Origin of the sequence: Pseudomonas sp. 7SR1, from assembly GCF_900156465.1 — a bacterium.
Classification (GTDB): domain Bacteria; phylum Pseudomonadota; class Gammaproteobacteria; order Pseudomonadales; family Pseudomonadaceae; genus Aquipseudomonas.
In genome coordinates this window covers 2,222,543-2,239,295 of the sequence record NZ_LT707064.1, presented here as the reverse complement: position 1 = coordinate 2,239,295, position 16,753 = coordinate 2,222,543, and the positions used below count along the sequence as shown (strand labels likewise).

The window sequence follows — 16,753 nt, the reverse complement described above, 5'->3', positions numbered from 1 at the left end:
TATTTTCTAGCCCTTACTTGGAGTAGAGCTCGACAATCAGGCTTTCGTTGATGTCGGCGGACAGATCACTGCGAGCTGGAACGTTCTTGAAAACGCCCGACTTCTTCTCAGTGTCTACTTCTACCCATTCTACGCGGCCACGTTGGGCACACAGATCGAGAGCTTGGACAATGCGAAGTTGATTCTTTGCTTTCTCGCGAACAGCAACCACGTCACCAGCACGAACCTGGTAGGACGGAACGTTTACGGTCTGACCGTTAACGCTGATCGACTTGTGCGATACCAGCTGACGGGATTCGGCACGAGTAGAACCGAAGCCCATACGGTATACAACGTTGTCCAGACGGCATTCGAGCAGTTGCAACAGGTTTTCGCCGGTTGCGCCTTTCTTGCCAGCTGCTTCTTTGTAGTAGCCGCTGAACTGACGCTCGAGAACGCCGTAGATACGACGAACCTTCTGCTTCTCACGCAGTTGGGTGCCGTAATCGGACTGGCGACCGCGGCGCTGGCCGTGGATACCAGGTGCTGCTTCGATGTTGCACTTCGATTCGATCGCGCGCACGCCGCTCTTCAGGAAGAGATCGGTGCCTTCGCGACGAGCGAGTTTGCATTTTGGACCAATGTAACGAGCCATTCTTTACAATCTCCTGGATTACACGCGGCGCTTCTTCGGCGGACGGCACCCGTTGTGCGGGATTGGCGTCACGTCGGTGATGCTGGCGATCTTGTAGCCACAGCCGTTCAATGCACGAACTGCGGATTCACGACCTGGACCTGGACCCTTGACGTTGACGTCGAGGTTTTTCAGGCCGTATTCCAGCGCAGCTTGACCAGCACGTTCAGCAGCAACTTGAGCGGCGAACGGGGTGGACTTGCGGGAACCGCGGAAACCCGAACCACCGGAGGTAGCCCAGGAAAGAGCGTTACCTTGACGGTCGGTAATGGTCACGATGGTGTTGTTAAAAGATGCATGGATGTGGGCGATGCCATCAACCACTGTCTTTTTAACTTTTTTACGAGGACGAGCAGCAGGTTTTGCCATGATTAAATTCCTGTCGATTCGCTGGGGCGATTACTTGCGGATCGGCTTACGCGGGCCTTTACGGGTACGCGCGTTGGTCTTGGTACGCTGACCGCGTACTGGAAGACCACGACGATGACGCAGACCGCGATAGCAACCGAGGTCCATCAAGCGCTTGATTTTCATGTTGGTTTCACGGCGCAGGTCACCTTCAGTGGTGAACTTCGCCACTTCGCCACGCAGCTGTTCAATCTGCTCGTCGCTCAGATCTTTGATCTTTGCCGCTGGGTTGACCCCAGCCACTGCACAAATTTTCTGTGCAGTAGTGCGACCAACACCATAGATGTAGGTCAGCGAGATAACAGTATGCTTGTTATCTGGAATGTTGACGCCTGCAATACGGGCCATTCAGTGGGACTCCAATTGACAGCTACCTACGCCCCGGAAGCCAAGAAATAGGGCGCGAGATAATATCGCTGTAATAACAAATAATCAACCCGGCAGCGCACTAGCTGCCGGGCTTAAAGCACAATCACACTCAGCCTTGGCGCTGTTTGTGACGCGGTTCCGCGCTGCAAATTACCCGAACAACACCTTCGCGGCGAATAATCTTGCAGTTACGGCACAGCTTTTTCACCGATGCACGAACTTTCATCACCAACTCCTCGAACCTTATGGACGCTACTCAGCGCAACATGCCGCTGCCGTAGCCCTTCAGGTTGGCTTTCTTCATCAGGGATTCGTACTGGTGCGAAACGAGGTGCGATTGTACTTGGGACATGAAGTCCATCACAACCACGACCACGATCAGCAACGAGGTCCCGCCAAGGTAGAACGGTACGTTTGCCGCAACCACCAGGAACTGGGGCAACAGGCAGACGGCCGTCATGTAAAGAGCACCGAACATGGTCAAGCGAGTCAGAACGCCATCAATGTAGCGCGCAGACTGCTCACCCGGACGGATACCCGGAATAAAGGCACCGGACTTCTTCAGGTTTTCCGCTACGTCTTTCGGATTGAACATCAACGCCGTATAGAAGAAGCAGAAGAAAATAATCCCTGCACTAAACAGCAGAATATTCAACGGCTGACCAGGAGCGATCGACTGCGAGAGATCCTGCAACCAGCCCATACCTTCAGACTGGCCGAACCAGGCGCCCAACGAAGCCGGGAACAGCAAGATGCTGCTCGCGAAAATAGCCGGAATAACACCGGCCATGTTCACCTTCAACGGCAAGTGGCTCGTCTGCGCAGCAAATACCTTGCGGCCCTGCTGACGCTTGGCGTAGTGAACAGCAATACGACGCTGACCACGCTCGATGAATACCACGAAACCGATAATCGCTACTGCCAGCAAACCGATGGCAACCAGAGCGAAAATGTTGATATCACCCTGACGCGCAGACTCGAAAGACTGCCCGATCGCTCTCGGAAGACCGGCGACGATACCTGCGAAGATCAACATCGAGATACCGTTGCCAACACCACGCTCAGTAATCTGCTCACCCAGCCACATCATGAACATCGCGCCCGCCACGAAAGTGGTTACCGCGACGAAATGGAAGCTGAAGTCAGCAGTGAACGAAACGCCTTGCCCCGCCAGGCCGATGGACATGCCAATGGCCTGGACAAGAGCGAGAACGACAGTGCCGTAGCGGGTGTACTGGCTGATCTTGCGACGGCCAGCTTCACCTTCCTTCTTCAACTGTTCCAGCTGCGGGCTGACAGCGGTCATCAGCTGCATGATGATCGATGCCGAGATGTACGGCATGATCCCCAGTGCAAAGATGCTCATCCGCTCCAGCGCGCCGCCGGAAAACATGTTGAACAAGCTAAGAATGGTCCCCTCATTCTGTCGAAACAGGTCTGCGAGTCGGTCCGGGTTGATACCTGGAACCGGGATGTGTGCGCCTATTCGGTAGACGATAATCGCCAGGAACAGAAAACGCAGACGAGCCCAGAGTTCAGACATACCGCCTTTGCCGAGCGCAGAGAGAGCACCTTGCTTAGCCATTTATTCCTCGAACTTGCCGCCAGCTGCTTCGATAGCCGCACGCGCACCTTTGGTGGCGCCGATTCCCTTTCCGATGGTGACAGCGCGAGCAACTTCGCCCGACAGCATGATTTTCACACGCTGTACGTTCTGGTTGATCACGTTGGCATCCTTCAGGGACTGCACGGTGACGATGTCGCCGTCCACTTTAGCCAGCTCGGACAGACGCACTTCTGCGCGGTCCATGGCCTTCAGGGAAACGAAACCGAACTTCGGCAGGCGACGATGCAGCGGCTGTTGACCGCCTTCAAAGCCTGGAGCAATGGTGCCACCGGAGCGGGAGGTCTGACCTTTGTGACCACGGCCACCAGTCTTGCCCAAACCACTACCGATACCACGGCCCGGACGATGCTTTTCGCGACGGGAACCCGGCGCTGGACTCAGATCATTGAGTTTCATCGATTAACCCTCGACACGCAGCATGTAGTAAGCCTTGTTGATCATCCCGCGGTTCTCGGGAGTATCCTGGACTTCTACAGTGTGACCGATGCGACGCAGACCCAGACCCTTAACGCACAGTTTGTGGTTAGGGATGCGGCCGGTCATGCTTTTGATCAGCGTAACTTTTACGGTAGCCATGATCAGAAGATCTCCTTGACGCTTTTGCCACGCTTGGCGGCAATGGATTCAGGAGACTGCATAGCCTTCAAGCCCTTGAAAGTGGCGTGAACCACGTTTACAGGGTTAGTCGAGCCGTAGCACTTGGCCAGAACGTTCTGAACGCCAGCAACCTCGAGGACAGCACGCATGGCGCCGCCGGCGATGATACCGGTACCTTCAGAAGCAGGCTGCATGTACACCTTCGAAGCGCCATGGGCAGACTTCATTGCGTACTGCAGAGTGGTGCCGTTCAGATCAACCTGGATCATGTTGCGGCGAGCAGCTTCCATTGCCTTCTGGATCGCAGCAGGCACTTCACGCGACTTGCCACGGCCGAAGCCAACACGGCCCTTGCCATCACCTACCACGGTCAACGCGGTGAAAGTGAAGATACGGCCGCCTTTTACGGTTTTGGCTACGCGGTTAACTTGAACCAGCTTCTCGATGTAGCCTTCGTCGCGCTTTTGGTCGTTATTGGACATAACTTAGAACTCCAGCCCAGCTTCACGAGCAGCATCAGCCAGCGCCTTGACGCGGCCGTGGTACTTGAAGCCAGAGCGGTCGAAAGCCACCTGCGAGACGCCAGCGGCTTTAGCACGCGTAGCGACCAGCTGGCCAACCTTAGTGGCCGCGTCGATGTTGCCGGTAGCACCATCACGCAGTTCTTTATCCAAAGTCGAGGCACTTGCCAGGACTTTGTTGCCGTCGGCCGAAATGACCTGGGCGTAGATGTGCTGCGAAGAGCGGAACACGCAGAGACGCACGACTTCGAGTTCGTGCATTTTCAGGCGTGCTTTGCGAGCGCGACGCAGTCGAGTAACTTTTTTGTCGGTCATTTGCTATGCCCTACTTCTTCTTGGCTTCTTTACGACGGACGACTTCGTCCGCGTAGCGCACACCTTTGCCTTTGTACGGCTCTGGTGGACGGAAGTCGCGGATCTCGGCGGCCACTTGACCTACCAGCTGCTTGTCGATGCCCTTGATCAGGATATCGGTCTGGCTAGGAGTCTCAGCGGTGATGCCATCCGGCAGTTCGTAATCCACTGGGTGCGAGAAGCCAAGAGCCAGGTTCAGAACCGAGCCTTTTGCTTGCGCTTTGTAACCAACACCGACCAGCTGGAGCTTGCGCTCGAAGCCTTGGCTTACGCCTTGGACCATGTTGTTTACCAACGCACGAGTGGTACCAGCCATTGCGCGAGTCTGTTGGTCGCCATTGCGAGCAGCAAAACGCAGCTCACCGGCTTCCTGAACGATCTCAACGGACGAATGGATGTTCAGTTCAAGAGTGCCCTTGGCACCCTTCACCGAAAGCTGTTGGCCTGCGAATTTGACTTCGACACCGGCTGGCAGCTTAACGGGGTTCTTAGCGACGCGAGACATGCTTATCCCCCCTTAGAACACAGTGCAAAGAACTTCGCCGCCGACACCGGCAGCGCGCGCAGCACGATCAGTCATCACACCCTTGTTGGTGGAGACGATAGACACGCCCAGACCGCCGCGAACTTTCGGCAACTCCTCGACGGACTTGTACTGACGCAGGCCTGGACGGCTAACGCGCTTCACTTCCTCGATGACCGGACGGCCTTCGAAGTATTTCAGCTCGATGGACAGCAGAGGCTTGATTTCGCTGCTGATCTGATAACCCGCGATGTAACCTTCGTCCTTCAGGACTTTTGCTACAGCCACCTTCAACGTGGAAGACGGCATGCTTACGACGGACTTTTCAGCCATCTGGGCATTACGGATTCGAGTTAGCATGTCCGCTAACGGGTCCTGCATACTCATGGGCTAGACGCTCCTAATGCAAAAAAATTAGCCTTACGGCTACTACGTGTCGCCGAGAAACTCCGGGCATGAAAAACACGGGCTCAGGCGAGCCGGTCATTCTAGACACACCCCAGAAATGAATCAAGCCCCAAAAGGGGCTTGATTCGGCTTCAAGGCCACCGGTGGTCAGGATCCTGAGACCCTGACCACCGAGACTTTGACAGTGCTTACCAGCTGGCTTTGACCAGACCTGGAACGTCACCACGCATTGCAGCTTGACGCAGCATGTTACGGCCCAGGCCGAACTTGCGGTACACGCCATGCGGACGACCAGTCAGGCGGCAGCGGTTACGCATGCGCGAGGCGCTTGCGTCACGTGGCTGCTTCTGCAGTGCTACGGTAGCTTCCCAGCGTGCTTCTGGACTTGCGTTCAGATCAACGATGATAGCTTTAAGCGCTGCACGCTTGGCGGCGTACTTGGCAACGGTGAGCTGACGCTTCAGCTCACGGTTCTTCATGCTCTTCTTGGCCATTTTCCTACTCCAATCAGTTGCGGAACGGGAATTTGAAAGCACGCAGCAGAGCGCGACCTTCGTCATCCGATTTGGCAGTGGTGGTCAGGGTAATGTCCAGACCGCGCAGAGCATCGATCTTGTCGTAATCGATTTCCGGGAAAATGATCTGCTCTTTCACGCCCATGCTGTAGTTGCCACGACCGTCGAAGGACTTGGCATTCAGGCCGCGGAAGTCGCGAACCCGAGGCAGGGAGATCGACAGCAGACGATCCAGGAACTCATACATACGATCGCGACGCAGGGTCACTTTGACACCGATCGGCCAACCTTCACGGACTTTGAAGCCAGCGATGGATTTGCGAGCGTGAGTCACAACGACTTTCTGGCCGGTGATCTTCTCCAGGTCAGCTACCGCGTGCTCGATGACTTTTTTGTCGCCGATCGCTTCGCCCAGACCCATGTTCAGGGTGATCTTGGTAATGCGCGGAACTTCCATCACGTTCGCCAGCTTAAGTTCTTCCTTAAGCTTCGGTGCGATTTCCTTCCGGTAAATCTCTTTCAGTCGTGCCATGGTCTTCTACCTAGCAGTGTTCAAGCATCAACCGCTTTTTGGGTCGACTTGAAGACACGAATTTTTTTGCCGTCTTCTACTTTGAAACCAACGCGGTCAGCCTTGTTGGTTTCGCCGTTGAAAATGGCGACGTTGGAAGCGTGCAGTGGCGCTTCTTTCTCGACGATACCGCCCTGTACGCCCGACATCGGGTTAGGCTTGGTATGACGCTTGACCAGGTTCAGACCACCAACAACCAGACGGTTGTCAGCGAGAACCTTAAGCACCTTACCGCGCTTGCCCTTGTCTTTGCCGGCGATCACGATGATCTCGTCGTCACGACGAATCTTTTGCATGTCGGATCTCCTTACAGCACTTCTGGGGCGAGCGAGACGATCTTCATGAACTTCTCAGTACGAAGTTCACGGGTCACTGGCCCAAAGATACGGGTGCCGATTGGCTCTTGCTTGTTGTTCAACAGAACAGCAGCGTTGCCATCAAAGCGGATGATGGAGCCGTCTGCACGACGAACACCATGGCGAGTGCGGACTACAACAGCAGTCATCACTTGGCCTTTCTTCACCTTACCGCGAGGAATTGCTTCCTTGACGGTAACCTTGATGATGTCGCCAATTGCAGCGTAACGACGATGGGAGCCACCCAGCACCTTGATGCACATAACGCGGCGAGCGCCGCTGTTATCGGCCACATCAAGCATGGATTGAGTCTGAATCATATAATTTCTCCGACCCCTAGCCCTTAGACTTCCACAGCGCGTTCGAGAACATCAACCAGCGCCCAAGATTTGGTCTTGGCCATCGGACGGGTTTCACGAATAGTGACCTTGTCGCCGATGTGGCACTGATTGGTTTCGTCGTGCGCGTGCAGCTTAGTCGAACGCTTAACGTATTTACCGTAGATCGGGTGCTTTACGCGACGCTCGATCAGAACGGTGATGGTTTTGTCCATCTTGTCGCTGACAACACGGCCAGTCAGCGTACGGACAGTTTTTTCGGCTTCTGCCATGATTACTTACCTGCCTGCTGGTTGAGCACAGTTTTCACGCGAGCGATGTCACGCTTAACTTGCGAGAGCAGATGAGACTGCCCCAACTGGCCAGTTGCCTTCTGCATACGCAGATTGAACTGGTCGCGCAGCAGGCCGAGCAGTTGCTCGTTCAGCTGCTGTGCGGATTTTTCACGAAGTTCATTCGCTTTCATCACATCACCGTCCGTTTAACAAAGGAGGTGGCGAGCGGCAGCTTTGCAGCAGCCAGGGCGAAAGCCTCACGCGCCAGCTCTTCAGAAACACCCTCGATTTCATACAGGACTTTGCCTGGCTGAATCTGGGCAACCCAGTATTCCACGTTACCCTTACCTTTACCCATCCGCACTTCGAGAGGCTTCTTGGTGACAGGCTTGTCCGGGAACACACGGATCCAGATCTTGCCGCCACGTTTTACGTGACGGGTCAGAGCACGACGTGCCGACTCGATCTGACGAGCGGTGAGACGACCACGAGCAACAGACTTCAGCGCGAACTCGCCGAAGCTGACTTTGCTACCGCGCAATGCCAGGCCACGGTTGTGACCGGTCATCTGCTTGCGGAACTTCGTACGCTTTGGTTGCAACATTTGGCGTACCCCTTACTTAGCAGCTTTTTTACGAGGCGCTGGTGCTTGTGGCTTCAGCTCTTCTTGGCGACCACCAATTACTTCGCCTTTGAAGATCCAAACCTTTACACCGATCACACCGTAGGTGGTGTGAGCTTCGTAGTTGGCATAGTCGATGTCGGCACGCAGGGTGTGCAGTGGCACACGACCTTCGCGATACCATTCAGTACGTGCGATTTCAGCACCGCCGAGACGACCGCTCACTTGGATTTTGATGCCTTTGGCACCAATGCGAATGGCGTTCTGTACAGCGCGCTTCATAGCGCGACGGAACATTACGCGACGCTCCAGCTGCTGAGCTACGCTCTGCGCAACCAGCATACCGTCGAGCTCCGGCTTGCGGATCTCTTCGATATTGATGTGCACAGGCACACCCATTTGCTTGGTCAGGTCCTGACGCAGTTTCTCAACATCTTCACCTTTCTTCCCGATAACGATACCTGGGCGAGCGGTGTGGATGGTGATACGTGCTGTCTGAGCCGGACGATGGATATCGATACGGCTTACGGACGCGCTTTTTAGTTTGTCTTGGAGATACTCACGCACCTTCAGATCAGCGAACAAGTAGTCCGCATAAGTCCGACCGTCTGCGTACCAGACGGAGGTGTGCTCCTTGACGATTCCCAGGCGAATGCCAATGGGATGTACTTTCTGACCCATCTCTTCGACTCCGTTACTTGTCAGCAACCTTGACAGTGATATGGCAAGACCGCTTGACGATGCGATCAGCACGGCCTTTGGCACGTGGCATGATGCGCTTCAGCGAACGCCCTTCGTTAACGAAAACGGTGCTGACCTTCAGATCATCAACGTCTGCGCCTTCGTTATGCTCGGCGTTGGCTACGGCCGACTCCAGCACTTTTTTCATGATCTCGGCGGCTTTCTTACTGCTGAAAGCCAACAGGTTGAGCGCTTCGCCCACCTTCTTCCCGCGGATCTGGTCGGCGACCAAGCGGGCTTTCTGGGCGGAGATTCGAGCGCCCGACAACTTAGCGGCTACTTCCATTTCCTTACCCCTTAACGCTTGGCTTTCTTGTCAGCCACGTGCCCACGGTATGTGCGGGTACCGGCGAACTCGCCCAGTTTGTGGCCGACCATGTCTTCGTTCACGAGAACTGGGACGTGCTGGCGACCGTTGTGTACAGCGATGGTCAGACCGACCATCTGTGGCAGGATCATCGAACGACGCGACCAGGTCTTAACTGGTTTGCGATCGTTCTTTTCCGCCGCCACTTCGATCTTCTTCAGTAGGTGAAGATCAATAAAAGGACCTTTTTTCAGAGAACGTGGCACTGTCGTATCCCTCTATTTACTTGCGACGACGGACGATCATTTTGTCGGTACGCTTATTACCACGAGTCTTCGCGCCCTTAGTCGGGAAGCCCCATGGCGATACCGGATGACGACCACCAGAGGTACGACCTTCACCACCACCATGTGGGTGGTCAACCGGGTTCATGGCAACACCACGAACGGTTGGGCGAACGCCACGCCAGCGCTTGGCACCAGCTTTACCCAACGAACGCAGGCTGTGCTCGGAGTTCGAGACTTCACCCAGGGTCGCACGGCACTCAGCCAGTACTTTACGCATCTCACCGGAGCGCAGACGCAGGGTAACGTACACACCTTCACGAGCGATCAGCTGAGCCGAGGCGCCAGCGGAACGAGCGATCTGCGCGCCTTTACCTGGCTTCAGTTCGATGCCGTGCACGGTGCTACCCACTGGGATGTTACGCAGTTGCAGAGCGTTGCCCGGCTTGATCGGTGCGAGAGCACCAGAGATCAGCTGGTCGCCAGCGCTCACGCCTTTAGGGGCGATGATGTAGCGACGCTCGCCATCTGCGTACAGCAGCAGGGCGATGTGAGCAGTACGGTTTGGATCGTATTCGATACGCTCGACGGTGGCAGCGATGCCATCCTTGTCGTTGCGACGGAAGTCGACCAGACGATAATGCTGCTTATGACCACCACCAACGTGACGAGTGGTAATACGGCCATTGTTGTTACGACCACCAGACTTCGATTTTTTCTCGAGCAGCGGTGCGTGAGGAGCGCCTTTATGCAGCTCCTGGTTGACCACCTTGACCACAAAACGGCGGCCAGGGGAAGTCGGTTTGCATTTAACGATTGCCATGATGCACCCCTTCCTTACTCAGCACTGCTGCTGAAATCGAGATCTTGGCCTGGCTGAAGGGAGATAACTGCCTTCTTCCAGTCATTGCGCTTGCCCAGACCGCGAGCAGTGCGCTTGCTCTTACCCAGAACATTCAGGGTAGTCACGCGCTCTACTTTCACGCTGAACAGGCTTTCGACGGCCTTCTTGATTTCCAGCTTGGTTGCGTCGGTAGCAACCTTGAAAACGAACTGGCCTTTCTTGTCTGCCAGAACCGTAGCCTTCTCGGAAACGTGCGGGCCAAGCAGAACTTTAAATACGCGTTCCTGGTTCATCCCAGCAGCTCCTCGAATTTCTTCACGGCCGACACGGTGATCAACACCTTGTCGTATGCGATCAGACTGACCGGATCGGAACCCTGCACGTCACGAACATCGACGTGTGGCAGGTTGCGAGCAGCCAGGTACAGGTTCTGATCAACAGCATCGGACACGATCAGGACATCAGTCAGACCCATGCCATTGAGCTTGTTCAGCAGATCTTTGGTTTTCGGTGCTTCGACAGCGAAGTCCTGAACCACGACCAGACGATCAGTACGCACCAGCTCAGCAAGGATGGAACGCATCGCTGCGCGATACATCTTCTTGTTCAGCTTTTGGGAGTGATCCTGAGGACGAGCTGCAAAAGTGGTACCGCCGCCACGCCAGATTGGGCTACGGATAGTACCGGCACGAGCACGGCCAGTACCTTTCTGACGCCATGGGCGCTTGCCGCCACCGGAAACGTCGGAACGGGTCTTTTGCTGCTTGCTACCTTGACGGCCGCCAGCCATGTAGGCCACGACTGCTTGGTGAACCAGCGTCTCGTTGAATTCGCCGCCAAATGTCAGTTCGGAAACTTCGATCGCTTGAGCGTCATTTACATTTAATTGCATGTCAGCTTCCCCTTAACCGCGAGCCTTGGCTGCTGGACGTACAACCACGTTGCCGCCAGTAGCGCCAGGAACAGCGCCCTTGACCAACAACAGATTGCGTTCAGCGTCCACGCGCACTACTTCCAGGGACTGCACGGTCACGCGCTCAGCGCCCATATGACCGGACATTTTCTTGCCCTTGAATACACGACCAGGAGTCTGGCACTGGCCGATAGAGCCTGGGACGCGGTGGGATACGGAGTTACCGTGGGTGTTATCTTGCCCGCGGAAGTTCCAACGCTTGATCGTACCCTGGAAGCCTTTACCCTTGGACTGACCGGTTACATCAACCAGTTGGCCAGCGGCGAAGATTTCGGCCTTGATCAGATCGCCGGCCTGGTACTCGCCTTCTTCAAGGCGGAATTCCATTACGGTACGACCAGCGGCAACGTTCGCCTTGGCGAAGTGGCCAGCCTGAGCTGCTGTTACACGCGAAGCACGACGCTCGCCGACAGTGACTTGCACTGCACGATAGCCATCGGTCTCTTCAGTTTTGAACTGGGTGACGCGATTCGGCTCGATCTCAATGACCGTGACCGGAATGGAGACACCTTCTTCGGTGAAAATACGGGTCATACCGCATTTACGACCGACTACACCAATAGTCATGTTGTAAACCTCATGAGTGTACGGGGCTTTCACCCGCTATGGCCGCCCATTTCAGAGCGTTACACGACCAAGACCGAGTCTTAGCCGAGGCTGATCTGCACTTCCACACCGGCCGCAAGATCGAGCTTCATAAGTGCATCAACGGTTTTATCCGTTGGCTGGACGATGTCCAGAACGCGCTTATGAGTACGGATCTCGTACTGGTCACGCGCGTCTTTGTTGACGTGCGGGGAGACCAGAACGGTGAACCGCTCTTTACGGGTAGGCAGTGGAATTGGACCACGCACTTGAGCACCAGTACGCTTCGCGGTTTCCACGATTTCCTGGGTGGATTGGTCGATCAGGCGATGGTCAAAAGCCTTCAACCTGATACGGATTTGCTGATTTTGCATTGGATTTCAGACTCCGGCTGCTATTCCCACCGGGCGCAATACGCCCGTTAAAAGGAGGCGCAATTCTATAGACCCCCCTGGTAGGTGTCAACTCAATAAAAAAGCCCCCGCTAGGCGGGGGCTTCTTCACTCATCAAGCTGACTCTGATAAGAGTCTTATTCGATGACTTTGGCTACGACGCCAGCGCCGACGGTACGACCGCCTTCACGGATAGCGAAACGCAGACCATCTTCCATCGCGATCGGCTTGATCAGGGTGACAGTCATCTGGATGTTGTCACCTGGCATTACCATTTCAACGCCTTCTGGCAGCTCGCAGTTACCAGTCACGTCAGTTGTACGGAAGTAGAACTGTGGACGGTAGCCTTTGAAGAACGGAGTGTGACGACCGCCTTCTTCCTTGCTCAGAACGTAAACTTCTGCGGTGAACTTGGTGTGAGCCTTGACGGTGCCTGGCTTGACCAGAACCTGACCACGCTCTACGTCGTCACGCTTGGTACCACGCAGCAGCACGCCGCAGTTCTCGCCAGCACGACCTTCGTCCAGCAGCTTGCGGAACATTTCAACGCCGGTGCAGGTAGTTTTCTGAGTGTCGCGCAGGCCAACGATCTCAACTTCTTCCTGGATACGGACGATGCCACGCTCAACACGACCAGTCACAACGGTACCACGACCGGAGATCGAGAATACGTCTTCGATCGGCATCAGGAACGGCTTGTCGATAGCACGCTCTGGCTCTGGGATGTAGCTGTCCAGAGTTTCCACCAGCTTCTTGACAGCAGTGGTGCCCATTTCGTTGTCGTCTTGGCCATTCAGGGCCATCAGCGCGGAACCAACGATGATCGGGGTGTCATCACCTGGGAAGTCGTAAGTGCTCAGCAGGTCGCGCACTTCCATCTCAACCAGTTCCAGCAGCTCAGCGTCGTCAACCATGTCAGCCTTGTTCAGGAAGACAACGATGTACGGAACGCCTACCTGACGGGACAGCAGGATGTGCTCACGGGTTTGCGGCATCGGACCATCAGCGGCCGAGCAAACCAGGATCGCGCCGTCCATCTGGGCAGCACCAGTGATCATGTTTTTTACGTAGTCGGCGTGACCTGGGCAGTCAACGTGTGCGTAGTGACGCACGGCCGAATCGTATTCAACGTGAGCGGTGTTGATGGTGATACCGCGAGCTTTCTCTTCAGGGGCGCTGTCGATCTTGTCGAAATCAACCTTGGCCGAGCCGAAGACTTCGGAGCAGACACGAGTCAGAGCAGCGGTCAGCGTGGTTTTACCGTGGTCAACGTGACCGATGGTGCCAACGTTGACGTGCGGTTTGTTCCGTTCAAATTTTTCTTTAGCCACGACAATTAACTCCTAGCTTAAAGGGGCTGAATCAGCCTTGCTTTTTGGTAACAGTCTCGACGATATGCGACGGAGCTGTGTTGTATTTTTTGAATTCCATAGAGTAGCTTGCGCGACCCTGAGACATGGAACGAACGTCGGTTGCGTAACCGAACATTTCACCCAACGGAACCTCAGCGCGAATCACTTTGCCGGAAACCGTATCTTCCATACCCAGAATCATGCCACGACGACGGTTAAGGTCGCCCATGACATCACCCATGTAGTCTTCAGGCGTAACGACTTCCACCGCCATGATCGGCTCAAGCAACTCACCACCACCCTTCTGGGCCAGCTGCTTGGTTGCCATGGAGGCAGCCACCTTAAACGCCATCTCGTTGGAGTCGACGTCATGGTAAGAACCATCGAACACAGTTGCCTTCAGGCCGATCAGCGGATAGCCGGCGACAACGCCGTTCTTCATCTGCTCTTCGATACCTTTCTGGATCGCCGGGATGTATTCCTTAGGAACCACACCACCTACGACTTCGTTCAGGAATTGCAGACCTTCCTGACCTTCGTCAGCCGGTGCAAAACGGATCCAGCAGTGACCGAACTGGCCACGACCGCCGGACTGGCGAACGAACTTGCCTTCGATTTCACAGCTCTTCGTGATGCGCTCACGATAGGAAACCTGAGGCTTACCGATGTTGGCTTCGACGTTGAACTCACGGCGCATCCGGTCAACCAGGATGTCCAGGTGCAACTCGCCCATGCCGGAGATGATCGTCTGACCAGTCTCTTCATCGGTCTTGACGCGGAAAGACGGGTCTTCCTGAGCAAGCTTGCCCAGAGCGATACCCATTTTTTCCTGGTCGTCCTTGGTCTTAGGCTCAACGGCAACCGAAATAACCGGCTCCGGGAAGTCCATGCGAACCAGGATGATCGGCTTCTCAGCGTTGCACAAAGTTTCACCAGTGGTGACATCCTTCATGCCAATCAAGGCCGCGATGTCGCCAGCGCGTACTTCCTTGATCTCTTCACGGGCGTTTGCGTGCATCTGCACCATACGACCCACGCGCTCTTTCTTGCCTTTTACCGAGTTGATCACGCCGTCGCCGGAGGCCAACACGCCCGAGTAGACTCGAACAAAGGTCAAGGTACCCACGAATGGGTCGGTAGCGATCTTGAACGCCAGAGCCGCGAACGGCTCGTCGTCACTTGCGTGACGCTCCATTTCCTCTTCCTCGTTATCCGGGTTGGAACCCTTGATAGCAGGAATGTCGGTTGGAGCAGGCAGGAAGTCGATAACGGCGTCAAGAACCAGGGGAACGCCCTTGTTTTTGAAGGAAGAACCGCAAACAGCCAGAACGATCTCACCAGCGATAGTACGCTGACGCAGAGCGGCCTTGATTTCCTCGTTGGTGAGCTCTTCGCCTTCGAGGTACTTGTTCATCAGCTCTTCGCTGGCTTCGGCCGCAGCCTCAACCATGTTGCTGCGCCATTGCTCGGCTTCTTCCAACAGCTCAGCAGGAATTTCCTTGCGAACAGGGACCATGCCCTTGTCGGAATCGTTCCAGTAGACCGCTTGCATGTTGATCAGATCGATCTGACCCTGGAAGTTGTCTTCGGAACCGATAGCCAGCTGGATCGGCACCGGAGTGTGACCCAAGCGCTGCTTGATCTGACCGATCACACGCAGGAAGTTGGCACCAGCACGGTCCATCTTGTTTACATAAACAAGACGCGGAACACCGTACTTGTTGGCCTGACGCCATACGGTTTCCGACTGGGGCTCAACACCCGAAGTACCACAGAACACAACTACCGCGCCGTCGAGCACACGCAGGGAACGCTCAACCTCAATGGTGAAGTCTACGTGGCCCGGGGTATCGATAACGTTGAAGCGATGCTCGTGCGGGTACTGCTTCTCAGAACCTTTCCAGAAGGCGGTGATCGCAGCAGAAGTAATGGTAATACCACGCTCCTGCTCCTGCACCATCCAGTCTGTGGTCGCGGCGCCATCATGCACCTCGCCCATTTTGTGACTTTTGCCAGTGTAAAAAAGGACGCGCTCGGTGGTGGTGGTCTTACCAGCATCCACGTGAGCAACGATACCGATGTTACGGTAGCGATTAATCGGTGTAGTACGAGCCATAAAGCCCTCGCAAATTGAGTGACGCTAAAATTAGAAGCGGTAGTGCGAGAAAGCCTTGTTGGCTTCAGCCATACGGTGCACGTCTTCACGCTTCTTAACTGCAGCACCTTTACCTTCAGCAGCGTCCAACAGTTCGCCAGCCAAGCGCAGAGCCATGGACTTCTCACCGCGCTTGCGGGCGAAGTCTACCAACCAGCGCATTGCCAGGGCGTTACGACGGGACGGACGAACTTCGACCGGAACCTGGTAAGTAGCACCGCCTACACGGCGCGACTTCACTTCGACCAGCGGAGCGATGGCGTCGAGAGCTTTTTCGAAGATTTCCAGGGGATCGCTGTTCTTGCGTTCCTTAACTTTGTCCAGTGCGCCATAAACAATACGCTCGGCAACGGCTTTCTTGCCGCTTTCCATAACGTGGTTCATGAACTTGGCGAGAATCTGGCTTCCGTATTTCGGATCGTCCAGAATCTCACGTTTGGCTGCTACGCGACGTCTTGGCATTGATAAGCCCTCAAACGGTCTTCAGGTTAGCCCGGGACAGCATGTGCGTGCCCGACCTTACTCTTATCGACTCAATAAAAATGAAAAACTGCAGAACGACCGATTACTTCGGACGCTTGGTACCGTACTTCGAACGACCCTGGTTACGACCTTTGACGCCGGAGGTATCCAAGGAGCCGCGAACGGTGTGATAACGAACACCTGGCAAGTCTTTTACACGACCGCCACGGATCAGAACCACGCTGTGTTCCTGCAGGTTGTGGCCTTCACCGCCGATGTACGAGGAAACCTCGAAACCGTTGGTCAGACGCACACGGCATACCTTACGCAGTGCCGAGTTAGGTTTTTTCGGCGTGGTGGTATACACACGGGTGCATACGCCACGACGTTGCGGGCAGTTCTGCAGCGCAGGCACGTCGGATTTCTCGACGATACGCTTACGCGGCTGACGTACCAGCTGGTTGATAGTTGCCATCTACTAGCTCCACTGTTGTCTTGCG

The 16,753-nt window shown here is 55.3% G+C and carries 30 protein-coding genes; all 30 read right to left on the bottom strand.

Features of this window, described 5'->3' with window-relative positions; translation table 11 throughout:
- Window positions 1–13: 13 nt before the first annotated feature.
- Complete coding sequence (gene rpsD / locus BW992_RS10190) at window positions 14–634, bottom strand: 30S ribosomal protein S4 (RefSeq protein ID WP_003176404.1); 621 nt, start codon at window positions 632–634, stop codon at window positions 14–16.
- Window positions 635–652: 18 nt separating this feature from the next.
- Entirely contained in the window at window positions 653–1,042 is a 390-nt protein-coding gene (gene rpsK / locus BW992_RS10185; RefSeq protein WP_002555466.1) for a 30S ribosomal protein S11, read from the bottom strand.
- A gap of 30 nt (window positions 1,043–1,072) precedes the next feature.
- Complete coding sequence (gene rpsM / locus BW992_RS10180) at window positions 1,073–1,429, bottom strand: 30S ribosomal protein S13 (protein ID WP_072395491.1); 357 nt, start codon at window positions 1,427–1,429, stop codon at window positions 1,073–1,075.
- A 130-nt stretch (window positions 1,430–1,559) separates the two neighbouring features.
- Complete coding sequence (gene rpmJ / locus BW992_RS10175) at window positions 1,560–1,676, bottom strand: 50S ribosomal protein L36 (protein ID WP_002555468.1); 117 nt, start codon at window positions 1,674–1,676, stop codon at window positions 1,560–1,562.
- A gap of 30 nt (window positions 1,677–1,706) precedes the next feature.
- Entirely contained in the window at window positions 1,707–3,035 is a 1,329-nt protein-coding gene (gene secY, locus BW992_RS10170; protein WP_072395489.1) for a preprotein translocase subunit SecY, read from the bottom strand.
- Window positions 3,036–3,473 (bottom strand): 50S ribosomal protein L15, encoded by a 438-nt coding sequence (gene rplO / locus BW992_RS10165; RefSeq protein ID WP_003186032.1) that lies wholly within the window; start codon window positions 3,471–3,473, stop codon window positions 3,036–3,038.
- Window positions 3,474–3,476: 3 nt separating this feature from the next.
- Window positions 3,477–3,653 carry a 50S ribosomal protein L30 gene (rpmD, locus tag BW992_RS10160; RefSeq protein ID WP_003176408.1) on the bottom strand — a complete coding sequence of 59 codons (177 nt, stop codon included), beginning with the start codon at window positions 3,651–3,653 and terminating at the stop codon, window positions 3,477–3,479.
- 2 nt (window positions 3,654–3,655) lie between these two features.
- Complete coding sequence (rpsE, locus tag BW992_RS10155; RefSeq protein WP_003186035.1) at window positions 3,656–4,156, bottom strand: 30S ribosomal protein S5; 501 nt, start codon at window positions 4,154–4,156, stop codon at window positions 3,656–3,658.
- Between the two features lie 3 nt (window positions 4,157–4,159).
- The gene (gene rplR, locus BW992_RS10150; protein ID WP_003186037.1) at window positions 4,160–4,510 is read right to left on the bottom strand and encodes a 50S ribosomal protein L18; all 351 of its coding nucleotides are present in this window, start codon (window positions 4,508–4,510) and stop codon (window positions 4,160–4,162) included.
- Between the two features lie 10 nt (window positions 4,511–4,520).
- Complete coding sequence (gene rplF, locus BW992_RS10145) at window positions 4,521–5,054, bottom strand: 50S ribosomal protein L6 (protein ID WP_076406115.1); 534 nt, start codon at window positions 5,052–5,054, stop codon at window positions 4,521–4,523.
- Between the two features lie 12 nt (window positions 5,055–5,066).
- Window positions 5,067–5,459 carry a 30S ribosomal protein S8 gene (gene rpsH / locus BW992_RS10140; RefSeq protein WP_011063773.1) on the bottom strand — a complete coding sequence of 131 codons (393 nt, stop codon included), beginning with the start codon at window positions 5,457–5,459 and terminating at the stop codon, window positions 5,067–5,069.
- A 209-nt stretch (window positions 5,460–5,668) separates the two neighbouring features.
- Window positions 5,669–5,974, bottom strand: coding sequence for a 30S ribosomal protein S14 (gene rpsN, locus BW992_RS10135; protein WP_072395485.1), 306 nt, complete (start codon window positions 5,972–5,974; stop codon window positions 5,669–5,671).
- Between the two features lie 13 nt (window positions 5,975–5,987).
- Entirely contained in the window at window positions 5,988–6,527 is a 540-nt protein-coding gene (gene rplE / locus BW992_RS10130; RefSeq protein ID WP_024778330.1) for a 50S ribosomal protein L5, read from the bottom strand.
- A gap of 20 nt (window positions 6,528–6,547) precedes the next feature.
- Entirely contained in the window at window positions 6,548–6,862 is a 315-nt protein-coding gene (gene rplX, locus BW992_RS10125) for a 50S ribosomal protein L24 (protein WP_003186046.1), read from the bottom strand.
- Window positions 6,863–6,873: 11 nt separating this feature from the next.
- The gene (rplN, locus tag BW992_RS10120; protein ID WP_024778329.1) at window positions 6,874–7,242 is read right to left on the bottom strand and encodes a 50S ribosomal protein L14; all 369 of its coding nucleotides are present in this window, start codon (window positions 7,240–7,242) and stop codon (window positions 6,874–6,876) included.
- 23 nt (window positions 7,243–7,265) lie between these two features.
- Complete coding sequence (gene rpsQ / locus BW992_RS10115) at window positions 7,266–7,532, bottom strand: 30S ribosomal protein S17 (protein ID WP_003194644.1); 267 nt, start codon at window positions 7,530–7,532, stop codon at window positions 7,266–7,268.
- Window positions 7,533–7,534: 2 nt separating this feature from the next.
- A complete protein-coding gene (rpmC, locus tag BW992_RS10110; protein WP_002555481.1) occupies window positions 7,535–7,726 on the bottom strand; it encodes a 50S ribosomal protein L29 in 192 nt (63 codons plus the stop codon).
- Entirely contained in the window at window positions 7,726–8,139 is a 414-nt protein-coding gene (gene rplP / locus BW992_RS10105; protein ID WP_003186052.1) for a 50S ribosomal protein L16, read from the bottom strand. Before rplP ends, rpmC begins: the two co-directional genes overlap by 1 nt.
- Before the next feature lie 12 nt (window positions 8,140–8,151).
- On the bottom strand, window positions 8,152–8,838 hold the full coding sequence (rpsC, locus tag BW992_RS10100) for a 30S ribosomal protein S3 (protein ID WP_024778328.1): 687 nt from the start codon (window positions 8,836–8,838) through the stop codon (window positions 8,152–8,154).
- Window positions 8,839–8,851: 13 nt separating this feature from the next.
- Window positions 8,852–9,184, bottom strand: coding sequence for a 50S ribosomal protein L22 (gene rplV / locus BW992_RS10095; protein WP_003103908.1), 333 nt, complete (start codon window positions 9,182–9,184; stop codon window positions 8,852–8,854).
- Window positions 9,185–9,195: 11 nt separating this feature from the next.
- Complete coding sequence (gene rpsS / locus BW992_RS10090) at window positions 9,196–9,471, bottom strand: 30S ribosomal protein S19 (protein ID WP_002555486.1); 276 nt, start codon at window positions 9,469–9,471, stop codon at window positions 9,196–9,198.
- Window positions 9,472–9,487: 16 nt separating this feature from the next.
- Window positions 9,488–10,312 (bottom strand): 50S ribosomal protein L2, encoded by an 825-nt coding sequence (rplB, locus tag BW992_RS10085; RefSeq protein WP_053151953.1) that lies wholly within the window; start codon window positions 10,310–10,312, stop codon window positions 9,488–9,490.
- Window positions 10,313–10,326: 14 nt separating this feature from the next.
- Entirely contained in the window at window positions 10,327–10,626 is a 300-nt protein-coding gene (rplW, locus tag BW992_RS10080; protein ID WP_002555488.1) for a 50S ribosomal protein L23, read from the bottom strand.
- Entirely contained in the window at window positions 10,623–11,225 is a 603-nt protein-coding gene (gene rplD / locus BW992_RS10075) for a 50S ribosomal protein L4 (protein WP_003186057.1), read from the bottom strand. Before rplD ends, rplW begins: the two co-directional genes overlap by 4 nt.
- Before the next feature lie 12 nt (window positions 11,226–11,237).
- Window positions 11,238–11,873: a 50S ribosomal protein L3 gene (gene rplC, locus BW992_RS10070; protein WP_053151955.1), complete on the bottom strand. Its 636-nt coding sequence runs from the start codon at window positions 11,871–11,873 to the stop codon at window positions 11,238–11,240.
- 80 nt (window positions 11,874–11,953) lie between these two features.
- Entirely contained in the window at window positions 11,954–12,265 is a 312-nt protein-coding gene (gene rpsJ / locus BW992_RS10065; protein WP_003186070.1) for a 30S ribosomal protein S10, read from the bottom strand.
- 156 nt (window positions 12,266–12,421) lie between these two features.
- Entirely contained in the window at window positions 12,422–13,615 is a 1,194-nt protein-coding gene (tuf, locus tag BW992_RS10060; RefSeq protein ID WP_076406111.1) for an elongation factor Tu, read from the bottom strand.
- Window positions 13,616–13,646: 31 nt separating this feature from the next.
- Window positions 13,647–15,752 (bottom strand): elongation factor G, encoded by a 2,106-nt coding sequence (gene fusA / locus BW992_RS10055; protein WP_072399291.1) that lies wholly within the window; start codon window positions 15,750–15,752, stop codon window positions 13,647–13,649.
- A 30-nt stretch (window positions 15,753–15,782) separates the two neighbouring features.
- Complete coding sequence (gene rpsG, locus BW992_RS10050; protein ID WP_003186074.1) at window positions 15,783–16,253, bottom strand: 30S ribosomal protein S7; 471 nt, start codon at window positions 16,251–16,253, stop codon at window positions 15,783–15,785.
- A gap of 103 nt (window positions 16,254–16,356) precedes the next feature.
- Complete coding sequence (rpsL, locus tag BW992_RS10045; protein WP_003186084.1) at window positions 16,357–16,728, bottom strand: 30S ribosomal protein S12; 372 nt, start codon at window positions 16,726–16,728, stop codon at window positions 16,357–16,359.
- Between the last annotated feature and the right edge of the window lie 25 nt (window positions 16,729–16,753).

Excerpts from the sequence above, each read along its gene's own strand:
- rpsD (WP_003176404.1), bottom strand. The coding sequence starts at position 634 with ATGGCTCGTTACATTGGTCCAAAATGCAAACTCGCTCGTCGCGAAGGC.
- rpsK (WP_002555466.1), bottom strand. The coding sequence starts at position 1,042 with ATGGCAAAACCTGCTGCTCGTCCTCGTAAAAAAGTTAAAAAGACAGTG.
- rpsM (WP_072395491.1), bottom strand. The coding sequence starts at position 1,429 with ATGGCCCGTATTGCAGGCGTCAACATTCCAGATAACAAGCATACTGTT.
- rpmJ (WP_002555468.1), bottom strand. The coding sequence starts at position 1,676 with ATGAAAGTTCGTGCATCGGTGAAAAAGCTGTGCCGTAACTGCAAGATT.
- secY (WP_072395489.1), bottom strand. The coding sequence starts at position 3,035 with ATGGCTAAGCAAGGTGCTCTCTCTGCGCTCGGCAAAGGCGGTATGTCT.
- rplO (WP_003186032.1), bottom strand. The coding sequence starts at position 3,473 with ATGAAACTCAATGATCTGAGTCCAGCGCCGGGTTCCCGTCGCGAAAAG.
- rpmD (WP_003176408.1), bottom strand. The coding sequence starts at position 3,653 with ATGGCTACCGTAAAAGTTACGCTGATCAAAAGCATGACCGGCCGCATC.
- rpsE (WP_003186035.1), bottom strand. The coding sequence starts at position 4,156 with ATGTCCAATAACGACCAAAAGCGCGACGAAGGCTACATCGAGAAGCTG.
- rplR (WP_003186037.1), bottom strand. The coding sequence starts at position 4,510 with ATGACCGACAAAAAAGTTACTCGACTGCGTCGCGCTCGCAAAGCACGC.
- rplF (WP_076406115.1), bottom strand. The coding sequence starts at position 5,054 with ATGTCTCGCGTCGCTAAGAACCCCGTTAAGCTGCCAGCCGGTGTCGAA.
- rpsH (WP_011063773.1), bottom strand. The coding sequence starts at position 5,459 with ATGAGTATGCAGGACCCGTTAGCGGACATGCTAACTCGAATCCGTAAT.
- rpsN (WP_072395485.1), bottom strand. The coding sequence starts at position 5,974 with ATGGCCAAGAAGAGCATGAAGAACCGTGAGCTGAAGCGTCAGCTCACC.
- rplE (WP_024778330.1), bottom strand. The coding sequence starts at position 6,527 with ATGGCACGACTGAAAGAGATTTACCGGAAGGAAATCGCACCGAAGCTT.
- rplX (WP_003186046.1), bottom strand. The coding sequence starts at position 6,862 with ATGCAAAAGATTCGTCGTGACGACGAGATCATCGTGATCGCCGGCAAA.
- rplN (WP_024778329.1), bottom strand. The coding sequence starts at position 7,242 with ATGATTCAGACTCAATCCATGCTTGATGTGGCCGATAACAGCGGCGCT.
- rpsQ (WP_003194644.1), bottom strand. The coding sequence starts at position 7,532 with ATGGCAGAAGCCGAAAAAACTGTCCGTACGCTGACTGGCCGTGTTGTC.
- rpmC (WP_002555481.1), bottom strand. The coding sequence starts at position 7,726 with ATGAAAGCGAATGAACTTCGTGAAAAATCCGCACAGCAGCTGAACGAG.
- rplP (WP_003186052.1), bottom strand. The coding sequence starts at position 8,139 with ATGTTGCAACCAAAGCGTACGAAGTTCCGCAAGCAGATGACCGGTCAC.
- rpsC (WP_024778328.1), bottom strand. The coding sequence starts at position 8,838 with ATGGGTCAGAAAGTACATCCCATTGGCATTCGCCTGGGAATCGTCAAG.
- rplV (WP_003103908.1), bottom strand. The coding sequence starts at position 9,184 with ATGGAAGTAGCCGCTAAGTTGTCGGGCGCTCGAATCTCCGCCCAGAAA.
- rplB (WP_053151953.1), bottom strand. The coding sequence starts at position 10,312 with ATGGCAATCGTTAAATGCAAACCGACTTCCCCTGGCCGCCGTTTTGTG.
- rplW (WP_002555488.1), bottom strand. The coding sequence starts at position 10,626 with ATGAACCAGGAACGCGTATTTAAAGTTCTGCTTGGCCCGCACGTTTCC.
- rplD (WP_003186057.1), bottom strand. The coding sequence starts at position 11,225 with ATGCAATTAAATGTAAATGACGCTCAAGCGATCGAAGTTTCCGAACTG.
- rplC (WP_053151955.1), bottom strand. The coding sequence starts at position 11,873 with ATGACTATTGGTGTAGTCGGTCGTAAATGCGGTATGACCCGTATTTTC.
- rpsJ (WP_003186070.1), bottom strand. The coding sequence starts at position 12,265 with ATGCAAAATCAGCAAATCCGTATCAGGTTGAAGGCTTTTGACCATCGC.
- fusA (WP_072399291.1), bottom strand. The coding sequence starts at position 15,752 with ATGGCTCGTACTACACCGATTAATCGCTACCGTAACATCGGTATCGTT.
- rpsG (WP_003186074.1), bottom strand. The coding sequence starts at position 16,253 with ATGCCAAGACGTCGCGTAGCAGCCAAACGTGAGATTCTGGACGATCCG.
- rpsL (WP_003186084.1), bottom strand. The coding sequence starts at position 16,728 with ATGGCAACTATCAACCAGCTGGTACGTCAGCCGCGTAAGCGTATCGTC.